At 43.7% G+C, this 23,279-nt stretch carries 19 protein-coding genes; 13 read left to right on the top strand and 6 right to left on the bottom strand.

Translation table 11 applies throughout. The features are described 5' to 3' along the window. Positions 1–106: 106 nt before the first annotated feature. Both MKY75_RS15670 and MKY75_RS15665 read right to left on the bottom strand, forming a co-directional pair. Positions 107–280, bottom strand: a complete 174-nt coding sequence (locus MKY75_RS15670) for a hypothetical protein (protein WP_340885876.1) — start codon at positions 278–280, stop codon at positions 107–109. A gap of 181 nt (positions 281–461) precedes the next feature. Further along, positions 462–2,405 carry a serine hydrolase domain-containing protein gene (locus MKY75_RS15665; RefSeq protein WP_340885874.1) on the bottom strand — a complete coding sequence of 648 codons (1,944 nt, stop codon included), beginning with the start codon at positions 2,403–2,405 and terminating at the stop codon, positions 462–464. 257 nt (positions 2,406–2,662) lie between these two features. Between MKY75_RS15665 and MKY75_RS15660 the strand changes: the two genes are divergently transcribed. The 5 genes from MKY75_RS15660 to MKY75_RS15640 all read left to right on the top strand — a co-directional run bounded on the left by MKY75_RS15660 (position 2,663) and on the right by MKY75_RS15640 (position 8,877). Beyond that, entirely contained in the window at positions 2,663–4,723 is a 2,061-nt protein-coding gene (locus MKY75_RS15660) for a glycosyl hydrolase 115 family protein (protein WP_340885871.1), read from the top strand. Positions 4,724–4,840: 117 nt separating this feature from the next. Continuing rightward, positions 4,841–5,503: an S-layer homology domain-containing protein gene (locus tag MKY75_RS15655; protein ID WP_209949546.1), complete on the top strand. Its 663-nt coding sequence runs from the start codon at positions 4,841–4,843 to the stop codon at positions 5,501–5,503. Positions 5,504–5,762: 259 nt separating this feature from the next. Beyond that, a complete protein-coding gene (locus MKY75_RS15650; RefSeq protein WP_029517689.1) occupies positions 5,763–6,431 on the top strand; it encodes a uracil-DNA glycosylase in 669 nt (222 codons plus the stop codon). Positions 6,432–6,447: 16 nt separating this feature from the next. Then, positions 6,448–6,870: a hypothetical protein gene (locus MKY75_RS15645; protein WP_340885868.1), complete on the top strand. Its 423-nt coding sequence runs from the start codon at positions 6,448–6,450 to the stop codon at positions 6,868–6,870. A gap of 120 nt (positions 6,871–6,990) precedes the next feature. Beyond that, a complete protein-coding gene (locus MKY75_RS15640) occupies positions 6,991–8,877 on the top strand; it encodes an Ig-like domain-containing protein (protein WP_340885865.1) in 1,887 nt (628 codons plus the stop codon). A 68-nt stretch (positions 8,878–8,945) separates the two neighbouring features. On the opposite strand, the gene MKY75_RS15635 is transcribed toward MKY75_RS15640, so the two are convergent. Both MKY75_RS15635 and MKY75_RS15630 read right to left on the bottom strand, forming a co-directional pair. Then, positions 8,946–9,248 (bottom strand): hypothetical protein, encoded by a 303-nt coding sequence (locus MKY75_RS15635; protein WP_013310964.1) that lies wholly within the window; start codon positions 9,246–9,248, stop codon positions 8,946–8,948. Positions 9,249–9,633: 385 nt separating this feature from the next. Further along, positions 9,634–9,828, bottom strand: a complete 195-nt coding sequence (locus tag MKY75_RS15630; RefSeq protein WP_029517686.1) for a hypothetical protein — start codon at positions 9,826–9,828, stop codon at positions 9,634–9,636. A 140-nt stretch (positions 9,829–9,968) separates the two neighbouring features. Here MKY75_RS15630 and MKY75_RS15625 point away from each other — a divergent pair, with 140 nt between their 5' ends. Beyond that, positions 9,969–10,409 (top strand): NucA/NucB deoxyribonuclease domain-containing protein, encoded by a 441-nt coding sequence (locus MKY75_RS15625; RefSeq protein ID WP_340885863.1) that lies wholly within the window; start codon positions 9,969–9,971, stop codon positions 10,407–10,409. Here the strand turns inward: MKY75_RS15625 and MKY75_RS15620 are convergent. Beyond that, complete coding sequence (locus MKY75_RS15620) at positions 10,402–10,578, bottom strand: hypothetical protein (protein ID WP_176715684.1); 177 nt, start codon at positions 10,576–10,578, stop codon at positions 10,402–10,404. The two genes, MKY75_RS15625 and MKY75_RS15620, sit on opposite strands and share 8 nt — an antisense overlap. A gap of 114 nt (positions 10,579–10,692) precedes the next feature. Between MKY75_RS15620 and MKY75_RS15615 the strand changes: the two genes are divergently transcribed. The 7 genes from MKY75_RS15615 to MKY75_RS15585 all read left to right on the top strand — a co-directional run bounded on the left by MKY75_RS15615 (position 10,693) and on the right by MKY75_RS15585 (position 21,248). Continuing rightward, positions 10,693–12,513 (top strand): sensor histidine kinase, encoded by a 1,821-nt coding sequence (locus MKY75_RS15615; RefSeq protein WP_029517684.1) that lies wholly within the window; start codon positions 10,693–10,695, stop codon positions 12,511–12,513. After that, positions 12,488–14,113, top strand: a complete 1,626-nt coding sequence (locus tag MKY75_RS15610) for a response regulator transcription factor (protein WP_340885862.1) — start codon at positions 12,488–12,490, stop codon at positions 14,111–14,113. Before MKY75_RS15615 ends, MKY75_RS15610 begins: the two co-directional genes overlap by 26 nt. 136 nt (positions 14,114–14,249) lie before the next feature. Next, positions 14,250–15,932 (top strand): extracellular solute-binding protein, encoded by a 1,683-nt coding sequence (locus tag MKY75_RS15605; RefSeq protein ID WP_029517682.1) that lies wholly within the window; start codon positions 14,250–14,252, stop codon positions 15,930–15,932. 251 nt (positions 15,933–16,183) lie between these two features. Continuing rightward, positions 16,184–17,074: an ABC transporter permease gene (locus tag MKY75_RS15600; protein WP_029517681.1), complete on the top strand. Its 891-nt coding sequence runs from the start codon at positions 16,184–16,186 to the stop codon at positions 17,072–17,074. Positions 17,075–17,101: 27 nt separating this feature from the next. Next, a complete protein-coding gene (locus MKY75_RS15595; protein ID WP_029517680.1) occupies positions 17,102–17,980 on the top strand; it encodes a carbohydrate ABC transporter permease in 879 nt (292 codons plus the stop codon). Between the two features lie 26 nt (positions 17,981–18,006). Then, the gene (locus tag MKY75_RS15590) at positions 18,007–20,094 is read left to right on the top strand and encodes a beta-galactosidase (RefSeq protein WP_318627886.1); all 2,088 of its coding nucleotides are present in this window, start codon (positions 18,007–18,009) and stop codon (positions 20,092–20,094) included. 101 nt (positions 20,095–20,195) lie between these two features. Then, the gene (locus tag MKY75_RS15585; protein ID WP_340885860.1) at positions 20,196–21,248 is read left to right on the top strand and encodes a glycoside hydrolase family 53 protein; all 1,053 of its coding nucleotides are present in this window, start codon (positions 20,196–20,198) and stop codon (positions 21,246–21,248) included. A gap of 96 nt (positions 21,249–21,344) precedes the next feature. Here MKY75_RS15585 and MKY75_RS15580 read toward each other — a convergent pair whose 3' ends face one another. Beyond that, entirely contained in the window at positions 21,345–23,108 is a 1,764-nt protein-coding gene (locus MKY75_RS15580) for a methyl-accepting chemotaxis protein (RefSeq protein ID WP_340885856.1), read from the bottom strand. Between the last annotated feature and the right edge of the window lie 171 nt (positions 23,109–23,279).

Genomic DNA, 23,279 nt, shown 5'->3' with positions numbered 1-23,279 from the left:
CATACGGGGAGGCGTTTTTGTTTTGGCAAGCTTACGGTGTATCAATTCGCGCCATCAAGTCGCTTTTGTGAGAGCTTACGACTAAATGCCTACAATACGAAGTAATTTATGTTCTTAATAAGGATATCGATACATCATCTAAAAGAATTGTGGCAAAGGTATCCTCTGCTGTAACACGGAACACTAAATCTCTGGAAACAGTTCCCGAATTTCCTGAGATTGAGAAAGTGAGGGAGGATATGACAGGGGCTGCGCCTTTTCCACTTTTCTTTGGTTTCATTTGAATTAACCCTCTTTCTGTAGACATATTTGCTACACTAGTAGTTTATGAAATATGAATAAGAGTGTTCATAGAGAAGAGAATACAAAAAAGACCGTCTATTGACGGCCTTTTCTATGTTTCGACTCGAAATATATCGTGGAGGCTATCTATGCTATAAAAAGGATAAAATTAAGTAGATCTATGCAAAAAAATAGAAATTATAGGAATACAAGAAAAACGAAATAGCTAAAAACGAAAGAATCAGCGTCGCGGTGTATACCTTTCTTAACAATGTAGCCTCCGAAACGTTACATTTTCTTACAGCAAGATAGGCAGCCGGTACAAAGGCAAGCCCAAGTACCCAGAAAAGGATAATATTGAAATTGAAATTGGACATAGGCTGATAGGGGTCGCCTATCAATTGGATGCTTGAAGCAATGAGATTGACGATCACAAGCAGACCCAGCAAGGGTATTACGGTTACACTGTCAGGCAAGGGAAGCCGTGAAGCACTCTTCTGCTTTCTTGCGTCCTTGAGCTTCCGCAGCCATCCAATAATACCGAAAATAGACCCAAGCGCAAACCAAATACCGCATCCCCCGACCAGAATATAACTGAAGATGGATGTTTGCAGGAAGGATATCGGCAATTGGTCATCGATCACTCCATATGACAACTGCGTCACTTTACCATCGGCATTGGTTAAGAAAAAAAGACGGCTGATGTTTAGGCCCGCGTGATCATAAGGAGTGCTCCCGGGAGTCACGCGTTCAAAAAAATAGGGTTTGGTTTCTACATAATCAACATGAATATTCATGGATGGAATACTCAGAGTGATTCCGCCATTGCCGTTGGCTGTGACCACTTCTTCCGCATTGGATAATACGGGTATAAGCTTCAATATACCAGATGATACTGCGCGAGCAGAACGGTATTTTCCCTCCACATCCGCGCTATGCTTCAACGTGCTGTCCGCTTGCGGAGTAGCGTGGGAACCCCCGACAAACAGGTCAATGAGTTCGCTTCTTGCCCCGGACATTTCATTTTCCACATTAGTCAGAATACTGATCCCAAAGTTTTGATCCGGCACGATAGAGACCAGAGAGGAGAATGAATCTGTATTTCCACCGTGATCGATAACACGATAATCTCCCGCGAACCGTTCCCAAAAGCCATGGGCATTCCCCGGAAGCTCGGGATAGTGGGTATACGAAGCCTCATGCATTTCTCGCAAGGTTTCATTCTTGTTGAACAGCGAATATTTTAAGGAATGGTCCATGTTCAGATGAGCAAGCATAAAATGAGCCATGTCCTCCGAAGTAATGTTTAACGCACCAGCCGGCACATCATTAAAGAAAACATTCGGCTTTGCCACCCAGTTTCCATCCTTCTTGAAGTAGCCTGTTGCTTTATGTTCGATAACCTCTGGAATAAGATCATACCGTTGTGTAAAGTAAGAATGTTTCATGTCTAGAGGCTCAAATATATGTTTCTGAATATAGGTTTCAAAAGGCATTCCGGATACACGTTCTATAATATAACCGGCTAGGTTGGTCCCATAGTTGGAATAAGCAATCACTGTTCCAGGCTCATAAATCTGTTGAGGCTGATTTTCTGGTGCGACATGCTCCTTGAGAGGCCTAAGATCAGCAGGATCATGAACCAAAAGTTTTTCCAGGCGCTCCTCAAAACCTGCCGTGTGGCTCATCAGTGATTTCAGGGTAATAGGCTTATCAAAAGAAGGCTTGAGAAAGCCGTCAGGCAAGTATGTGCGGATGTCCGTATTCAAATCCAGCTTTCCTTGCTCAACCAGTTGCATTACTGCCGTCCAGGTGAACAATTTCGATACGGAACCGGCCTCCATATAGGTTGTTTCCGTACTCATGGGTGTTTGTTTCTCGATGTTTGCGTATCCGTAACCTTTTGAAAAAACAATTTTTCCGTCCTTTACTATGGAAACCGCAGCACCAGGAATCGCTGTTCCTATATATTTTTTCATAATTTGATCTGTTCTGTTTTCGATTTCGGAAATCGGGATTCCAGAGGGAGTGGTTGGAACGGCCCCAGAAGCATATGCCTGGACCGGGATAAATGCCATCAATGCCAACAGGAACAAAGAGGCAAATCGTTTTTTCAATTTCATATCAAGTCTCCTTTTTGCTGCGCTTGAATCTTTAAGAGCAGTCTGTTTTTTGGAACATTTTTAGTGTAGCAGTCAAGTCTTTCTTATTTCTCTCCTGTTCCTTACTTTTTTCTTTCTCAAATGAAGCTTCAACTCTCAAATGATTTACCGAAAAAAAGCTATATTTACGTTGGTACAGCTTTATATGTATGTTGACAACCTATAAAATAAAGACAAGAAGAATCCTCATAGTTGAAAAAAATAGGAGATGACAATAAATGAAAGCCTGTGAACCTCTGACTATTTCATCTGAAAGCGGATACAATCTTCAAACTGATGAAAGTGTGCCCATTGCCCACGCTTGGAACATGATTGCGCGAGATCATAAGCAAGTGTTTGGCAACGAGCCATTGCAAACAGAAGTAGAGCCCTCGATCATTATCCGTTATGCGCAGGAAGGAGATAGCTGTCCGCATTGGCCAGAGGGCTATTGTCTGCGTTTTGTTGCTGGTAGCAAGGGAACGGTACTCCATATTATTGGCCGTGATGAATTAGGAATTATTTATGGACTGCTTCATTACAGCCGTTTCGCTCTGGGTGTGGAGCCGTTCTGGTTCTGGGCGGAGCTCCTCCCGCCTAAGCGGGATACCATAGTAATACCGAGCCAGAATGTTGACAGTATACCGTCCAAGGTCCGATATCGGGGATGGTTTGTCAATGATGAGGTATGCTTGATTGGCTGGAAAGATGATTATCCACCGACGGAGCAGGTGTGGCAGCCCGTTTTTGAAGCGTTACTGCGCTGTGGTGGAAATATGGTGATTCCCGGAACCGATTTACCACGCACAGGTATCCATCATAAGCTTGCAGCAGACATGGGTTTATGGATCACACATCATCATGCTGAACCGTTGGGGGCGGAGATGTTTTTGCGCGCCTTTCCGGGTAAACAAGCTAGCTACAGAGAGCATCCCGAGTTGTTTGAACAGCTGTGGCAGGAAGCGATTGAACGGCAAAAGGAAGAAAAGATTGTATGGGTATTATCTTTTCGCGGGCAGGGTGACAAGCCTTTTTGGGAAGATGATCCTTCCTTTAATACGCCGGACAAACGCGGACAATTAATCTCGTATGTGGTTCGCAAGCAGTACAATATGATCTGTGAATTTGTGGAGCATCCTGTGTGCTGTATGGCGATGTATGGTGAGATTGCCGAGTTATACAAGCAGGGGCATATGGAAGTACCCGAAGGGGTGATTAAAGTATGGGCGGACAATGGTTACGGTAAAATGGTATCTCGGCGCCATGGGAATCTTAATTATCGTGTACCAGCATTGCCTGAGACGCAGGATGGGGACAAGAATGGAGTATATTACCATGTGACCTTCCACGATTTGCAAGCGTCGAACCATCTTACCCAACTTCCCTCCTCAGCCAGCTTAATTATAGAGGAATTAACAACAGCGTTTACTTCAGGGGCGGACGAGTACCTGCTGGTCAATTCAGGTAATATTTTGCCGCATGTATATACGCTGGATTTAGTAGCAAATTTATGGATGAAGGGTGAAGTGGATGCTGAAGAGCAGCTTACTGATTTTATCGGACGGCTGTACAGTAGTCAGCTTCAAGAGATTTCCCAATTATACCGGGATTATTCCCGTTGCACTATCGTTTATGGCCCGCATAAGGATGATCGAGCAGGGGAGGAATTCTATCACCATCCAGCTCGGCAAATTATGGGGTATTGGCTACAAGGCAAAGAAGGCAGTGATGAACGGCTGTACTGGGCTACTGGAGAAAGGCCTTTTCCTGAACAGGTTCGCTGGTTCAAGGAAAAAGCCGAGTCGGTAATCCCGGACTGGGTTGAACTGCGAGAGCGGTGTCTACGAATCATGAAGCAGTTGTCAGAAGATGAATGTCGAAGGCTGTATAGTCAACTGCTTGTGCAGATTGAACTGCATCTGAGTGGCTCACGTGGACTGGCAAGCTTATGTAGCGCTTATGGGCTGTTCCTTGAAAAAGATTATCCACGAGCATTTATACAAGCTTCTCATGCCGTTTGGAGCTACCGAATGGGTAAAGAAGCTTTATCGCTCGCAGGAACTGGAAGATGGGAGCATTTCTACCGGGCAGATTGGTTAACCAATCTGGATAACACTATTTCTCATGCGGACACTGTGCGGAGATTTCTTCGTCTTCAGGGAGACAGTCCGGATATGTTCCTATGGTCCAAACAATATTTAATGCCAGAAACAGAGAAATATATCTACCTAGAGAATACGCATCGCAAGCCCCTTCCCGATGATGAGTTGGCACGCAGTTTGGAGAAGGTATTATATTAAGGAAGACATGTAGCATAAGAAGCAACAGCGTCTGCCTGCAACCTTTCCAGCTTATACTACGTCAATGAAGTTGTTAATGGCCAAGCGGCCTAATTCAATTACAAGGTGGAATTTAACATGAGTATGAGAAAAGGTGCATTTGCAGCCATTACAACTGTAGCCATTTTGTCCTTTTCCGTTGGAGGTCAAATGTCTGCGGCAGACCGCCAATTTAAGGATTTGAATAACGTAAGCGGTAAAGAAAAAATTATATCCCTTAAAGATCAGGGTCTACTCAAAGGTATCTCTGATACGAAGTTTCTCCCGTCATCTAAAGTGACCGTTGCCCAAGGCATTCAGTTGATCTCCGGCGGACTCCAGCTCAGTTTGGCCGCCATTGATTTGAACAAGGAGCCACAGGTCAGTAGACTGTTTACCCATGTGAAGGATAATGCATGGTACGCCGAAGCTTTTATCAACGCGCACTATAATGGTGTGGTTATTCCAAAGGATATTGATCCTGCCAAAGCTCTGACTAAGGAACAGTTCACCCATATGCTGATTCAGGGCATGGAAAAAGCAGGCGCTCTTCCGATGATTAAAATCGCACCTGCGAATATTGCGGATGACAGCGAACTGGAGCCTTCTTACCAAGGTAGCATTCAACGCTCGCTAGTCTACAAGGTCAATACCTTGGATGCAAATGAAAAGTTTTATCCAAAAAGCGAGATTACACGTGCCGAAGCTGCTGTTATGTTATATAATGCATTGGAATACCTGAATACTCATACAAAATCGTAATAAATACAGCAATAAAGAGCTTTTCTTCTGAGGGAATTAAGCTTTCAGTTACTTGACATCATTATCGTTAATGTTATAATAAGGAAATCGAATTTAGACCTGCGGTAGCTGATTACCGTAAGGATATTTTCCTGGTCCTTCGGCATATAACACAGGTAACGAATAAATAAGCTGGCTCCGGATGAGGAGTTCAGCTTATTTTTTTGGATCAAAAAGCTTACCGTTTTCACTGATTTACATATTGAGAGGAGACAGGAGTATGTTTGGGAATGACTGGGATGATGTACTACGAGAAGAGGTCGAAAAGCCATACTTTAATGATTTAAGGTATACGTTAGCCCGAGAGTACAAGTTACATAAGGTATATCCTCCAAAAGAAGACTTGTTTTCCGCACTCAAATTAACGCCATTTCATCTGACCAAAGCGGTTATATTGGGACAGGATCCATATCATGGAGAGGGACAAGCTCACGGTTTAAGCTTTTCTGTTAGACCTGGTGTGCGAACGCCACCGTCTCTATTAAATATATACAAGGAGCTTCGCGATGATATCGGTACTCCCATTCCGAATCAGGGATACCTCGTTCCTTGGGCTGAGCAAGGTGTGCTGCTGCTGAACAACGTGTTAACCGTTCGTGAAGGACAACCGCAATCTCACCAGGGAATAGGTTGGGAACGTTTCACGGATGCTGTCATTGAAGCGATTAATGAGCGCGAGCAGCCAGCAGTGTTTATTTTGTGGGGGAGCCATGCTCAGAAAAAAGCAAGCTTCGTGAATACCAGCAAGCATTTGGTGCTGAAATCCGTTCATCCGAGTCCATTGGCGGCTCACAGAGGTTTTTTTGGCAGCAAACCTTTTTCGCGTACCAATGCATTTTTGCAGGAGCATGGAATGGAACCGATTCGGTGGGAGATTCATAGCCGCTAGCACTGGAGGTGAGGACATGCGTCAATGGAAGGGACGTCAGGTCATTTTATATCACGGCAACAATGGTCATACCCAGAAGGTGCGCGGCACGCTTGAAAAATGGGATGAGATACGAAAGTGTGTTATTTTAGGCCCGAAAATGCTGGCTATTCCTTTTGAAAATATTACGCATATTACCATGTTTCCTCCGGGGCGTGAGCGTAGAAGCCGCCATCCGGCGAAGCTGAACGCTACTGGTTATGTAATGAGCGTTCCGTTACAGTTTGATAATGCTATTCATTTTCAGTCGGCGGTGACGATTTGGAGAGAGGATCAGCTGATTGCTTATAATGTAAAGCTGGTTAGTCACTCGGCACACGATGTAATTCTTGAAAATGGACAAACCTTATCTAAGGAAGAGCATTTGTTTGTGGTAAGGTCACTGCGTGGAGAACTTTAACTGTAATAATTCACCTTTTTTTGATGAAGGGTTCAATTTAGTTAACTGCTTACCGATAAAAGATAATGGGATTGTTAATAATACCCTGTTTTATAGAATGAGACAAAGGGAGCGAAACGAATGGAACGTATGAAACGTATGAGCAAACGGAGTACCTTCTTACTTGCGTTGCTGATGTTTGTATTTGCAGCATGGCCAGCAGGTTTGATCCGGGCTGAGGAGAGCAAGACCTCCACGGTAGAGTGGGATAGTCAAAATCCGACTACATTGAATCTGGGTGGAAGCCCCGCTCAATTAAAAGTGTGGTCATTGACAGAAAAGGGCAAGGAAGATGTTACACAAAAGGCAGAATGGATCTCTGGGGATTCAAGTATTTTAAAGGTAGATAAGGGACTCATTACTCCTGTGTCAAAAGGGCAGATTAAGATTGTTGCTACATATGAGCAGCAAACGGTAAGTACAACGATTACAGTAAAATCGCCTTACAGCAAGCTGCAATTAAATCCGTCTAGTCCCATTAATTTGACGATTGGTGGGGAATCGAAGCAATTGACTGCTCAAGGTGTACTTACTGGAGGTGGGACGGAAAATGTATCCGGTGTCGAATGGACTTCTTCGAATGCGGCTGTTGCTACCGTTGAAGCTGGTCTCGTTCGTCCACTTGCCAAAGGCGTGACTTACATTAAAGCAAGCAAAGATGAACTCAAAGCACAAACGATTGTGTATGTGCGCTCTTCTTCCCAGGCATTGGTATTGAGTGCAACTGGGTCCAAATCGGTCTTTTTAGGTAGCTCCCCCATTCAGGTTAGTGCAACTGATGTCAACCTGACTGGCAGCAAAACAGATGTGACCAACACGGCAGAATGGACTTCCTCCAATCCGCTGGTTGCCACAGTCGAGCAAGGTAAAATCACACCGATGGATGCAGGCAATTCGACGATTACAGCGTCCTATCATGGTTTGAGCAAGACTCTGAAGATTAATGTACTTCCGACGGTTGAAAAACTGGTTTCAAGCAAAGCCAGTCTGACTCTCGAAACAGGAGGCAAAACTTCTCTTCCGAGTATATCTGCTTATTTGGTCAATGGAGCAAAAAAAGCAGTTCAATCCGATGTAAAATGGAGCTTAAGCAGTGAAAGTGCAGTTAAAATAGCAAATGGTAAGCTGGTTGCAGTGAACCCAGGCAGTGCAACATTGACAGCAACGGTAGGTGCGCTCAAACTGGATATTCCAGTGACTGTGCAATATAAAGTGCTCAAGCTGACGGCTTCTGAGAAAAAATATGTACTGGTTGCAGGCCAAGAAGCAAGTATTCCGACAGTAAAAGCCCACATGGCTGGTGGTGGAATACTGGATATTACCAATCAGGTAAGCTGGGTAGGTACAACAGCCGCAGTTACAGTAGCAAATGGTAAAGTAAAAGCGGTGAATGGCGGTAACTCTGGAATCAAGGCTATGTATATGAATAAATATGTGAAAGTACCTGTCATTGTGGAAGGAGCCATTTCTACATTGACACCAAGCTTTTCGAATGCCGAAATGAATTTGAAAGGAAGTAAGTCCATCAAAGTCATCGGCATATATACGGATGGTAAAAAAGTTACCCTGAGCAGTAAAGTGAAATGGACAACATCGAATGCTTCCGTAGCGATCGTAAAAGGCTCTTCCATTAAAGCCGTTGGAATTGGAAACGCAACGATTACGGGCACATATCAGGATAAGTCGTTTAACATCGAGATCAAGGTCACACCTAAGCTGCTCAAACTGGTATTGAGCAATAAAAACCTGAAGCTGCCTAAAGGCTCCTCTCAAGTGCTTAGTGTGAATGCAGTTTATGATTCAGGCGCGACTACCAATGTGACAAGCTCAGCGGTATGGACATCCTCCAAACCGTCGATCGTACAGGTTACAGCTGGTCAGGTGAAGGCCTTGGAAAGCGGAAGCTCCAGTATTAAAGTAGTCTATGGCGGTAAGAAGGTAACGACATCTGCCAAAGTGTTAAAATAGCTACGTACATTGCCATATCCACTTATACAAAATAACCCCCGGTCCAAAGACCGGGGGTTATTTTCAGCTTATTCTACGCCGTCCTGATAATGATTTTTCCAATGTTTATCGCCTTTGTGTGCGAAGTCTTCAACTGTCTTTTCCAAAGTAGCTACCAGTTGGGCTTTAATCTCAGAAATTGTGTCTCGGAACAGTCTTTCTTCCGTACCATTGATCTTTTCACCATATAGAGCCTGAGCGGCTATAAATTGACGATGTTGCTCCACAAAACTGTCAATCGAATGCAATGCATGCTCCACGTATTGGGAAATGCTATGATGCTCGTTAGGCAGTTGCAATTTTAATTCATGAACTCTGTTTAATAATGCCATGATGATCACCTCGTGCGTTTTGTTATGTCAATAATTATACATCATTTTCGGAAAACTTTCATTAAATTTTGATTAAAATGTGACTTTTATTATGTCATGATTGCATTTTCAATGGTGATCAGGCATAATTTTCGGAAATTTCATTATTTTCCTTTGTATTGTGATTTTAAAATTTAAAATATATGATACGAAGATGATGCAAGAGCAAGCTGCGACAGCTGTCTTTCTGACATGTTATAATGGGGAAAAGCCCAGTCGGAAAGGTTGTCAGTATGGTATGAAGCTTTTTAAAGGTTTATTTTGGGGGATTCTGATTAGTCTTCTTCTGTGGTGTGCCTTGTTTGGGCTTGTCCGCTGGATGTCTCATTAAGTCGCTTCCTGTATCTTATACAATAACTCTTGCGACTGTATCCACGTCATTAACAGAAATCGTATATACGTGTTCGTCATCATAGAGCTTGAATTGCTGAGTTTCTTGGTCAGATAGGAGCTTAGGCCAGCCAATTACGGTACTTCCATTCAGTAACCGGACTACAACGGCTTGCATTTGGCTCACGGCCAGTTTGATCTCATCGTTCATTCGTGCAACCTCCTCTCTATACTATTTGTCGTCCAATATTCAACCTTTTTTTATAGTTAGTAAGGGGTTACAAAAAATAAAATCCGGGGATTACCTTAGTTGAAGGCATCTATTGGAATAGCTTGAAGGGAAGAGAGAAATTGAAGAAAAAGTTGCTAAGTTTTATAGTTTTAGTGCTGCTAGCTGCGGGCGCGTACTGGTTTGAAGGAGGCAATCTTCTTACGAAAATAACAGGAGAGAACCCGCCTTCCTCGGCGGCTCAGGTAACGCTGCAATTCCCGTCAGGTCGTTACCCTGAAACGGCGCAGCATATTAAGGAAGCCATTCAGGCGGGAAAATCACCAGTATGCACAATTGACCGTGAAGGAGCCGAGCTAAATCGCAAGCATTCGCTTACAGGTGTTCCCACTCGTAAGGGATACGATCGTGATGAATGGCCGATGGCTATGTGTTCAGAAGGAGGCAAAGGTGCAAATGTCAAATACATAGCCCCTAAGGATAATCGTGGGGCAGGATCATGGGTTAGTCATCAATTGGATGAGTATGAGGATGGAACTCGTGTAAAATTCGTTATTAAATAGTTTTTGATTTCGTGTTTTTACCTTTTAGCTCCTTAGATGTTTCCTGTTTGGCCTTAACCAACGCCAGAAAATCAAAAAAATCACCTAGTGTATTGAAGCCGGCACCTAAAATGGCCAAGTCTTCAGCGGATAGTTGGTTAAACCATTCCATTTGCTTAGCATCAAACATATTATCACCGCCAACCATTGATAATGTAGTGTATGTACTGACGGCAACAAAGGTCAGGGCTCAGGCATACCAATTAAGTATGCCTGTTTCTTGTGCAGAGGATGTGTAGAACTCATGTTTAAATTTAATTTTTATACTAAAATCGTCTCCATCGTTATCGTATTGCTTATACCTCTGCTGATCCTGTATGTCTATTCTAATCAGACAACGACAGGTGTACTACGTGAGGAGCTAAATCAATCTAATTATAATCAGCTGACTTTTTTTCAAAACCAGGTGAATACGAATATTGAAATGATTTCCTCCTGGCCGCATCTGCTGATTCATGATCCTGATGTAGCCAGTTTTCAAGCGATTTTTTTGAAGGACAAAGTTCTCAATCTGGATGGAATTAACCTTGTCAAACGGATTCAAACCAAGCTTGGGCTTCAGGAAAGCTCTTCTAATTGGAGAACCGGACTGAGTATCTATTCTCCTTCGCTTGGACGGGTTGTATCGGAAAATGGAGCAGGTTTATATGACCAGAAAAAACTAAATCAGCTGATAAAAGACGGCTGGCAGGTATCCAAAAAAAGATCATACGGGAAAGACCAATTTATATTTTCATTGTATACATTATCCCCGTTTTCTTCACTTGGTAATCCAGAAACTGCTAACACGATTATTAAGGTTGAATTTGACAGCAGTAATATTCAGGATATGCTTGACCGCTTCAAAGGTGATGGACGCAAGGAGCCTTTTTATTATAAAAAAGGCGTAGGAGCGATCTATAATCGTACTGCCAATGAAGAGCTGTCTGGACAGCTGATTTCAAAATTAGAAAAAATGGGACTCCATGAAGTTGACAATCTGACTGTGAAAATTGGAGAAGAAAGCTACCTGGTTCATGCCGTTCTTTCGCAAACGACGGGTTGGTATTTGATTGATTACATGCCTTTGTCCGATATGATGTCTCCGATTTACTCATCGAATCGACTGTTTTATATAACGGTTGTTGGCTCGCTGCTGGTAGGCCTGATTGGCGCTTACTTGCTTCATTCACAGGTACAAGTGCCGATTCTTCAGCTTGTGCGGGCATTTAGGAGACTAAAGGACGGAGACTATGCTGTTCGATTAAGTCTAAGGGGGAGTCACGAGTTTGCTTTCCTGTCTAGTCAATTCAATCAGATGGTCGAACAGATTCAGGAGCTGTTTGAGAAGGTGTATGTTGAGCAGCTACATGTCAAGGAAGCGCGACTAAAGCAGCTCCAGTCACAAATCAATCCACATTTTTTTTATAATTGTTTTTCGTTTATCACAAGTATGGCGAAGCTGCGCAATCATGAGGCGGTCGTGGCTATGGCTCATAATTTATCCAGGTATTATCGGTATACGACAAGACAGGAGCGGGATTTGGTTCCATTGTCAGAAGAAGTCGAGTTTGTTCAATATTATCTGAGGATACAGCAGATGCGTATGCCAAGGCTAACGTTCTTAGTTCATGTTTCTTCGCAGGCCAGCAGTCTGCCGATTCCGCCGCTTATAGTGCAGCCACTGGTGGAAAATGCGGTGCTGCACGGAATAGAGCCTCAAGCGGAGGAGGGTCTAATTCATATTTTGACTGAGCGTGTTGGCTCGTATATGTACCTGATTGTGGATGATAACGGACTCGGTTTGAGTAGAGAGGCTATAGCTGCCCTGACATCAACGCTTGACAAGCCTGTGGAAGAGGATCATGGATACGGTTTGTGGAATGTGCATCACCGCATGCGATTACATTTTGGGGAAGATGCCGGACTGGAGTTCTCTTTGTCTCCATTGGGAGGATTGCGTGCAGTATTAAAATGGTCGATCTCAACAGAAGGAGAGCATGCGAATGGTTTAATTGAGCCTTCGCCAGATTCGAATATAGTTAAAACGGAGGGACCAGATGGTTCAGATATTACTAGTAGATGATGAGAGTTATGTAACAGAAAGTCTGGCAGCTACCATTCCGTGGGAGACGCTAGGCATCGAGAGGGTTCATCAAGCGGTTTCCGCATTAGCAGCAGTGGATGTGCTGGAAGCGTACGATATTGATATTCTGGTAACAGATATTCGTATGCCTGGTATGACGGGACTGGAGTTGATTGTTGAAGTAAACGAGCGATGGCCGCATATCCGAAGTTTGTTACTGACAGGCTATGCCGATTTTGAATATGCGAAAAAAGCGCTTAAGCTTAAGGCTTTTGATTACATTTTAAAACCGGTGGATGATGAAGAGTTTATCAAATGTGTGTCAGCCGCCATGGATTCGCTAAAGGAAGAATGGGAAGCATTTGATAAGGTTCACCAATTACAATATAGCCGCAGAAACGATTTTGGTGTACTGCGGACCCATTTGATGCATGATTTGCTACTCGGGCGTGATTTACCAGTACCAAAAATAGAGAGCAAAATGTCCGAGTACGAAATCAAGCTACGTACGGGACATCCTGCCAGTATGCTGCTTATTCAGCTAGGAAAGCATTTTTCTGATATGGACTATCATTCAGTCTCCTTAATTGAGTATGCGATTGGAAATATTGCCGAAGAAGTGTTCGCACCTGATTTTCACGTTTGGCATTGCAAAGCGCCGCATGACTGCTTAATTGTATTAATAGAAGGAAATTGGAATGCATTTCCTGAACGGAGTGTGGATGAGCAGAATCTTTGTTTGCGTGCGGCGATTGAGACCTTTCGAAAAAATGTGAGCAATTACTTGAAAGGGGAAATTTACGTTGCATTAACCGGATGGTTTAAGTTTCCAGAGGAGCTACCTAAGCTATATCAGACAGCGATTAGATCTTTATACTGGAATCATCAGGAGGAAACGGATGCACAGCTATTCATAGAAGAACAGACAGAACAGCCACACAGTTCAGTTAAGTCACTAGAGGGGCTTTATATGCACCCTACGCTTACTCATCTGCTCGAATCCAGGCAATGGGACGAGGCTGAAGCGAAAGTGAGCCGTGTATTTGGAAAAATGGAAGAGGTGGGATATACACGCGAGCATTTATATGAGCTGTTTATTTCGGTGACGAGCGCCTTTATGTATACAGCGCACAAACAAGGACGTTTCATTACACAGATGGATCAAGTAGGCTTCGATCCGTTACATGCGCAGAAAATGGTTCATTCGTTCCCCCACCTCAAAGAGTGGATATTTTCCATGATGAACAAACTTAAATCTGAATGGTCCGCAAGCGAGCAAAGCGCTAAAAGCTATGTGGTCAAGCAGGTTCAGGAGCTCATCTCCCAGGATAAAGGCCAGGAGCTGTCTGTTAAGACGATTGCTGATCAGGTTTATCTTCATCCAGTCTATCTGTCTAAAATTTATAAAGCTGAAACCGGAGAAGGTCTGGGTGACTATATTATCCGAATGAGAATGGAGCGGGCTCTTTATTTGCTCAAATATTCCAACAAAAAAATATACGAAATTACGACGGAACTAGGCTACCAGAATCCCCAATATTTCAGTAAAATGTTCAAAAAGCATTACGGAATGACTCCGCACGAATTTCGAGATCAGTAGAGATGGGACCAGTAAAGACGAAATCAGTAAAGATCAGTTGGGAAAGGTGCAGAAATATTTATTTTGTGACATAGGCTGTGAAGAAAAGCCCTTCTATAATAAAAGAGTAGAAAATGATTTCTAGAGGGGGAACAATATGCGAGTTCATTCGAAGAAAAAGCTGTTGTCGTTGCTCGCCGCAACTATGGTATTAGGAGTTGGCCTTGTGGGCTGCTCAGGTGCGGAAAATGATGGGAATGCGGACGGCACAGCTAAAACTGAAAACGTATACAAAGAAAAATACAATCCAGAAGTCACAATTTCCACGGTATGGGGTGTAGATCCCGCCTTAAAATTTAAAAATGGTGAATCTATCGAAAATAACATTGCGACCAAATGGGCTAAAGAGAAATTCGGTATTAATATCAAATCACTCTGGTCCGTCACGGATACGAATGGTGCATTTGCTACGAAGCTGCGTTTGGCTATGTCCTCCGGTCAGGAGATGCCGGACGTCGTTGTACTGGGGACGGAAAATGAGCAACTGGCACAGGACATGATCGATTCCGGTATGTTTGCAGAGGCTGGTCCGTTGTTTGACAAGTACGCTTCGGATTCCTGGAAGCAGGCGATGAATCAGGATACGAATGTATGGAATCAGTATAGCCGAGATGGTAAGAAAATGGGTATTCCTGTGCTTGATTTCGCCTATAACCATGATTATGTATTGTGGGTACGACAAGATTGGTTGGATAAGCTGGGTATGAAGGCTCCTGAGACGATGGATGATCTGGAAAAAGTGATGGATGCCTTTAAAAATAAAAATCCGGACGGACTGGCTCCGAACAAAGTGGTTCCGCTCAGTATCGGTTTTAAAACATCCATGAACACTTGGATGGGTGACCCGTCCTGGATTTTCGGGGCATATGGCACACTACCTCAGCAGTGGAACAAAGGCGCGAATGGCAGTTTGGAATATGGCTCCGTGCAGCCTGGCATGAAGCCGGGTTTGCAAAAGCTGAGCGAGTGGCTCAAAAAGGGATATATCCCTCAGGAAGCAGCATTGTGGGATGAAAATAAAACGGCAGAACCTACAGTCGCAGGAACAGCCGGCATGATTCCTGGGCCATATTGGATGAGCGGCTGGCCGCTTCAGGATACAGTCAAAAATGCGCCGGGTGCCATATGGAAGCCGATTAAGATTCCAGCAGGTCCTGACAACAAAGCCATGCGTCACGGTACGCAATACACCAATGGTGTTGTACTAATCAACAAACAAATGCAGCATCCTGAAGCTTTTTTCACTTATCAAAACTATTTGTTTGACCATTATGCTAATGCCAAACCGGATAGCGATTTGTCGAATGGGCTGTTTAAGGGCTACGATTATGATTTGGATGCGGACGGAAAGCTAATGTCTATCGATAAAATACCAGGCGGTTATGTAAACTCTATTCGTTATTTGCTGGTTCGTGATGGTGCGCGTATACCTGATGCCCAAATGAAGGCTTTGCTAAGTTTGGCTAACGGCGCAGAACCGAAGACCCGTCTAGAGAAAGATGTAATGGTGAACTACGGGAAAGGTACTCCTGCAGCTGCCAAAGTGCTTATGGAACAGAAGGATATCTCCATGAAAGATCAGTTCACAGGTCCAACTACGCCAACCATGAAGGCTAAAAAGGACTATCTGGATAAAATTGAAAGTCAGACCTTCAATGAAATTATTTATGGCAAGCAGCCGATCTCTGCTTTTGATACCTTTGTGCAGACGTGGAAAACAGCGGGTGGCGAACAAATTACAAATGAAGTAAACGAATGGTATAAAAGCGTCGAAAAGTAAAAACCAATGATGTTGTAACAGAGTAGGAAGGCTGTCCCGAGGTGGGCAGCCTTTTTACTACAGTTTCACCCGTATCGAGTGGAAATGAATGCGCTATCATGGTGTATTTGAAAAAAAGTTTTATTCGTTTGGCGAGCTTAAAAAAATGATTGCTTTTGTGCCATGTATGTTGGTTTTTTGAACTGTCGGGACTGCGAAAACGCTTTTATAATTGAAGTATACCATGAATGAAAGTTACAGGAGGAACTGCAATGAGAAGTCTGCAACGTACGTGGCCATTTCATATCATGCTGCTGCCAGCCATCATTTTCTTAATTGTATTCAGCTACATTCCGATGGGCGGCATCGTGATGGCCTTTCAAAATTACAAGCCTTGGCTAGGCATAACGGGTTCCGAGTGGGTTGGACTGGATAACTTCCGCTTTTTGTTTCAACGGGAGGACAGTCTTCAAGTTGTCTGGAATACACTAATTATTGCTGTGTTAAAGATGTTTTTCAATCTGGTGGTTCCGTTTGTTTTTGCTATACTGCTGAATGAAATTCGCAAGGTCGGACTTCAGCGATCCATTCAGACACTGGTTTATCTACCACACTTTCTGTCGTGGGTCATCTTGGGCGGAATTCTGATTGACCTGTTGGCTACAGATGGATTTATGAACCGTATTCTCGGTAGTTTCGGGATCCAGCCTATCTTTTTTCTGGGAGATAATAACTGGTTTCGATTTACTGTCATTGTTTCAGATATATGGAAGGAGTTCGGCTACAACACCATCGTATTTCTCGCTGCACTGGCGGGTATTAATCCTTCGTTGTATGAGGCTTCTGAAATGGATGGAGCGAGCCGCTGGAGACAGACGCTACACATCACTGTACCTTCGTTAATTCCGATGGTAGTCGTTGTTGGAACGCTTGCACTTGGCAATGTACTGAATGCCGGTTTTGACCAGATTTTCAACCTTTATAATCCACTGGTTTACCAAAAAGGCGATATTATTGATACATTCGTCTACCGGACAGCGTTAATCAATGGGGAAATGGGCTTTGCCACCGCTATCGGCTTGTTCAAATCCGTTATCAGTATGATTCTCATTCTGATATCTTATCGACTTGCTTACAAATGGGCAGGTTACCGCATATTCTGATTCCACGAGACTGAAAGAGGGAGAGTCATGTATCATAAAACAACGCCATACCGCATCTTCAATGTGTTTAATATTTGCTTACTAGTGATGTTGTCTATCATGTGTATCGTTCCACTGATTCATGTGTTGGCGGTATCATTTAGTGCTAAATCAGCAGCAGATGCCAATCTGGTTGGACTGTGGCCAGTGCAGTTTTCATTAGAAGCCTATAAGAAGACAATGAATAACCCGATTTTTCTGCACTCCATCTGGATTTCTGTCTGTCGGACTGTATTGGGAACCGGCTTGACACTGCTGATTACCTTTTTAGCTGCTTATCCACTTTCAAAGGAAACATCTGTGTTCCGTAGCCGAAACGTATATTCATGGTTGTTCGTGTTCAGCATGATTTTTAACGGTGGTCTGGTTCCATTCTATATGGTTATTCAAAAGATTCATTTAATGGATAGCTTCTGGGTACTTGTTTTGCCAGGAGCGGTCAACACATTTCTGGTCATCCTTATGTTGAACTTTTTTAGAGGAATTCCCAAAGAGATGGAAGAGGCCGCATTGATCGACGGAGCAGGACATTTTCGGACATTGTTTAGTATCTTTTTACCGATATCCATGCCTTCCATTGCGACGATTGCGCTGTTTAGTATGGTATTTCATTGGAACTCCTGGTTTGACGGTCTACTCTATTTGAGCAATGCAAAGGACTATCCGCTCGCGACGTTCCTGCAAACTGTAATTATTCAGAAGGACATGAGTTCCATGAGCATGAGTCCAAAGGAGATGGAATTACTTTCTCAAACGACGGTTAATGCAGCGCAAATTTTCATTGGTGCAGCGCCTATTCTCATTGTATATCCATTTTTACAAAAGTATTTTGTTAAAGGTATGACGCTAGGTTCCGTCAAAGAGTAATAGAAATAATAAGGAGATGATTTACAGTGACGTATCAAAACATAACTAAGTACCCCCCGATTAGTGAGCGAATTCCACGTATGCTGCATGGAGCGGACTATAACCCGGAGCAATGGCAGCATTACCCTGAGGTGTTAGCGGAGGATATTCGTCTAATGAAACTAGCCAAATGTAACGTGATGTCTGTTGGCATTTTCTCATGGGTATCATTGGAGCCTGAGGAAGGTGTATTTACGTTTGAGTGGCTGGATCGTATTCTGGATTCGTTTGCTGAGAACGGAATCTATGCATTTTTGGCTACTCCTAGTGGAGCAAGACCAGCCTGGATGTCACAAAAATATCCTGAGGTGCTGCGTGTGGAGGCTAACCGTGTCCGTAATCTGCACGGGTTTCGCCATAATCACTGTGCTACATCGCCTGTTTACCGGGAAAAAGTACGTATCATGAATACGAAGCTAGCCGAGCGTTATGCTAACCATCCGGCTGTGATTGGCTGGCATATTTCCAATGAATTTGGTGGAGATTGCCACTGTGATTATTGTCAGGAGGCATTTCGCGCTTGGGTCCAGGATAAATACGGTACGCTGGACAAGCTAAATCACGCATGGTGGACGACCTTTTGGAGTCATACGATTACGGACTGGAGCCAAGTTGAGTCCCCGGCACCTCACGGTGAAACACAGGTTCATGCCATGAATTTGGACTGGAGACGGTTTGTGACCGATCAGACCGCAGATTTTATCAAGCATGAGATTGTGCCGCTCAAGGCTGCAAATCCAGCAATTCCGGTCACAACCAATTTGATGGAGTTTTTTGAAGGATTGAACTACTGGAAGTTTGCTGATCTGCTCGATGTTATATCCTGGGATAGTTACCCAACATGGCATGATCGTGAGGGAGATGATAGCCGTCAGGCTGCTAAAGTGGCCATGATGCATGATATTATTCGTTCAATCAAGGGAGGTAAGCCTTGGATGCTCATGGAGAGTACACCAAGTTTGACGAACTGGCAAGACGTTAGCAAGCTGAAGCGGCCGGGAATGCATCTGCTCTCGTCTTTACAGGCTGTGGCACACGGGTCAGACACCGTTCAATATTTTCAGTGGCGGAAAAGCCGCGGTTCGAGTGAAAAGCTGCATGGTGCGGTTGTCGATCATGTCGGACATGAGCACACTCGGGTATTCGGGGATGTGACCCATGTCGGTAATACGCTGGAAAAATTGGAGGAGGTTATCGGTACATCTGTACCGGCGGAGGCCGCAGTCATTTTTGACTGGGAGAACCGTTGGGGAATCAACGATTCACAGGGACCGCGGAACAAAGGTGTGAAATATGAAGAGACAGCTGAAGCGCATTATTTGGCGCTGTGGGAGCAGGGTGTGCCTGTAGATGTCATTCATATGGATGCAGATTTCTCCAAATACAAACTTTTGGTAGCTCCGATGTTATATATGGTCCGCAGCGGTGTGGGGGAGCGTATACAGAAGTTTGTTGAAAACGGTGGTATTTTCGTAGCAACCTATTGGTCTGGTATCGTAGATGAACATGATTTGTGCTTCCTTGGAGGCTTTCCGGGCCCGCTTCGTAAGACGCTGGGGATCTGGTCGGAAGAGATTGACGGATTGCATGATCATGACCGTAATCACATTTTGCCGGTTGAAGGCAATGAGCTGGATCTGCAAGGGGAGTATGAAGCTGTAGAATTGTGTGATCTCATTCATACAGAGGGTGCAGAGGTACTGGCTGTGTACGGTTCAGACTTTTATGCAGGACGCCCAGCTTTGACGGTGAACCGTTTGGGACAAGGAAAGGCTTATTACATCGCATCACGCAACATCGGACTATTCCACAGTCATTTTTACAGAAGTTTAATTGATGATGCAGGAATCAGTAAAGCGCTCAATGTGAAGTTGCCTCATGGAGTGAATACGGCGATTCGTACCGATGGAGTTCATGATTATATTTTCATATTGAATTTCACGCATGAGCCGCAAAAGATTATGTTGGATGGACGAACTTATGCGGATATGCTTGAAAATCATGTGATAGAAGATGGTAGCATTCAATTGGATGCCTACGCTGTTAAGGTTTTAAAGACAGAGCGCAATAAATAGAACATGATATATTAAGTGTGATCTCTATCGTTTTCCCGAGTGGGAGCTGGTAGATTGGTCAGAGGCAATGAGAAGTATACAATTCGGATGGGAGATGACTTATGAAAACAGGTAACCGCACGATGGTATTTGCGATGTTGATCTTGTTATCCAGCTTATTGTATCCGTTCGGTTCTGTAGGGTTGGGTGCGGCTTCGGCCGCCCCTGCTTTCGCCAAAGGAGCAGATATAAGCTGGGTAGCAGGAATGGAAGCGCAAGGTATGAGTTGGAAGGATAAGAAGGGTGTTCGTCGAGATATACTGCAAATTTTGCGAGATGACTATCAGATCAACTCGGTGCGTATCCGTGTGTGGGTAAACCCTGACATGAAAGATTATGCAAGCGGATACATGAATGCCGAAAAGGCAGCAGAACTGGCGCAACGAGCTAAAAAGTTAGGTATGAGCGTTATGCTGACTCTACATTATAGTGATTCTTGGGCAGATCCAGGGCAACAGAACAAACCTTATGCGTGGCGCAATTTCACATTTACACAACTTATGGATGCAGTCTGGTCCCATACGGTCTATGTTATGGACACGATGAAAAGCAAGGGGGTAACACCGGACTGGGTGCAGATCGGTAATGAGACGAACAATGGAATGCTCTGGGAAGATGGCAAAGCTTCGGTGAACATGAAAAACTATGCCTGGCTCGTCAATACAGGTAATAATGCTGTAAAATCGGTAAGCAGTAGTACTAAAACGATCGTACATTTAGCCAACGGGGATAACAGTTCTGTGTTGAACTGGAATATCGGCGGGCTGATTGATAATGGAGCTCAGTTTGATCTCATCGGACTGTCTCTGTATCCGTCTCCTTCTGACTGGCAGGGCAAGGTGGATCAGACGATTACCAATGCCAATAACCTCATTGCAAAATACGGCAAAGGTATTGTCATCAGTGAAATCGGGATGGAATATAATGAACCTGCGGCTTCCAAGTCATTTATATTTGCAATCAAAACGAAGGTTCGGGACATCGGAGGCGGTAAAGGTACAGGGGTATTTTATTGGGAGCCTGCTGCAACTCCAGGTTACAATCAGGGTTATAACAAAGGTGCTTGGCAGGCTGACGGTAAGCCAACTTCAGCTTTGGAAGGATTTATAAATTAAGAAGTACGTAAGAGTATATCAAAGAACCTCTGATGCGCATTATATGCAGATTAGAGGTTCTTTACTGTTATCTATGGCTATTTAGAAGTTATAAAATTAGGCTTCTCGGTTTACCTTGAAGAAAGAAATAAGCTCTTCCAGCTCGCCAGACATCAATGTAAGCTTGTCAGAAGCTTTGACAATAGAAGCCATGGATTCAGCTTGTTCTCCAATGGTTTGTTCAATTTGTTTGCTGCTGTCCACTGTTTTGCTAACTGTGGAAGACAGCTCGTCAGAGGTAGCTGACATTTCCTGCGTGCTGGCCGAGATCTGCTCCGTTGCACTGGATACTTCCTGGATTTGTGACGACACTTTATTAGACGCATCTAAAATTTCAGAGAACATTTCGCCTGTCTGCTTTGTAACTTCCAGCCCGACGTGAACTTCTTTTGTACCAACGCTGATGCCTTTTACAGTTTGCTCAATTTCTTTTTGGATTTCTTCAATAAGCTCTGCGATTTGTTTGGCAGACTCTTGAGACTGCTCAGCCAAATTACGCACTTCTCCCGCTACGACTGCAAAACCTTTGCCTTCTTCACCGACTCTGGCAGCTTCAATAGAAGCGTTCAGTGCAAGCAGATTCGTTTGACTGGCAATGCCTGTAATGATGCTGACGATATTGCTGATTTCGTTCGAACGGTTCTGCAGCGCATTAACGGAATCAGCTGTACTTTCCATTGTAGTGGAGATAGAGTCCATTTGAGCGGAAAGCTTTTGGGCTACCTGATTGCCTTCAACGGAGCGTTTTTCCATAGAATAAGCTTGATCAGCTACGGAAGAGGAGCTCTCCGCAATGGTTTGGATAACTGTCGACATTTCATTCATAGCTCTGGAGCTTTCATGTGCTGCGTGATCCTGAGCTTCAAGCCCCTGGGTTATTTCCTGAATATTGCTGTTAATGACGTTCGTATTCGTACTGTTTTTCTCGCTAATGCTTAACAATTCTTGGGCAGATCCCGTAACTTCTTGTGTCGTATCCTGTACTTTCACCATAGTATCGTTAAGGCGTTTGATCATAGAATTAAATTTTTGATTGATAATGCCAAGGTCGTCCTCGCCTGTCTTGATTTTTACATTCAGATTACCCTCGCTGACTTCTTCAATGCCCTTCATCAGGCTACGAATCGGGGAGAGGGTGCGCTTTACCAGTAAATATTGAATCGTTAAGAAGATGGCAAGAAACAGAATGAGCAGTGAAACACCGTATACAAGCAATTTATGAAGGCCGGTAGGTACAGAGCTCGCATCTACGTCAAAGTAAATCGCACTTGTGACTTTCCCGCTTGCATCTGTAATCGGGTAAACAATGGTAGTCCATGTGCCATATTCGTCCGTGTAAAAGCTGCTTAATGCTGATTCATTAGATTGAAGCATTTTATTTACGGCTTGTGCATTTTCGTCAGGAAGAGTGTACATGTCCCCAATGTTCATCTTTAAGTCTTGGAAAGCTTGGACTAAATTTGTGGGAACGCCAATAATGGAGGTCTGATTACCTTCTGTTAGCTCTGTACCAAATATGTAAGCTTGGGCAACATTCGGATAAAAGGCGTGAATAGAATCGAGAAATTTGCGTAGATCTTGTTGAGCAGAGCCGTTATAATCTTTTTCATTCAATGCTTGTTGTACTTTTGTTTTATCAACATCTTCTGCCCATTTTTTAGTCAATACCTTAACTTGATCTTGCAGCTGCGTGGTGAGAATGTTCTTTTGAAGTATATAGCTGGATGTGATGAGAATAGCTCCTATTAATACGATGTTAAGAAAAGAGATTAATAGATTTTTACCAAAAAAGGACATAGTTCTCCACTTCAAGTTTTTCACGTTTTCTTCTCCTTTGAATTAGCAATTTAGTTTCATATACAACCTACCCCATATATATTTCGACAATTTGCTTTCTAAATGTTAGGTATTTATTAAAAGGGAGAGTAGAAGGTTATTCAAAAAGAACGGCGGCCCCCTAGTGAATGAAACGATGGGGCCGCCGCTTGTCGG

The organism is Paenibacillus sp. FSL L8-0663, assembly GCF_038008125.1.
Classification (GTDB): Bacteria; Bacillota; Bacilli; order Paenibacillales; family Paenibacillaceae; genus Paenibacillus; species Paenibacillus polymyxa_D.
The sequence above is the reverse complement of the archived record's forward strand: the minus strand, read 5'-3'. Positions and strand labels throughout refer to the sequence as shown.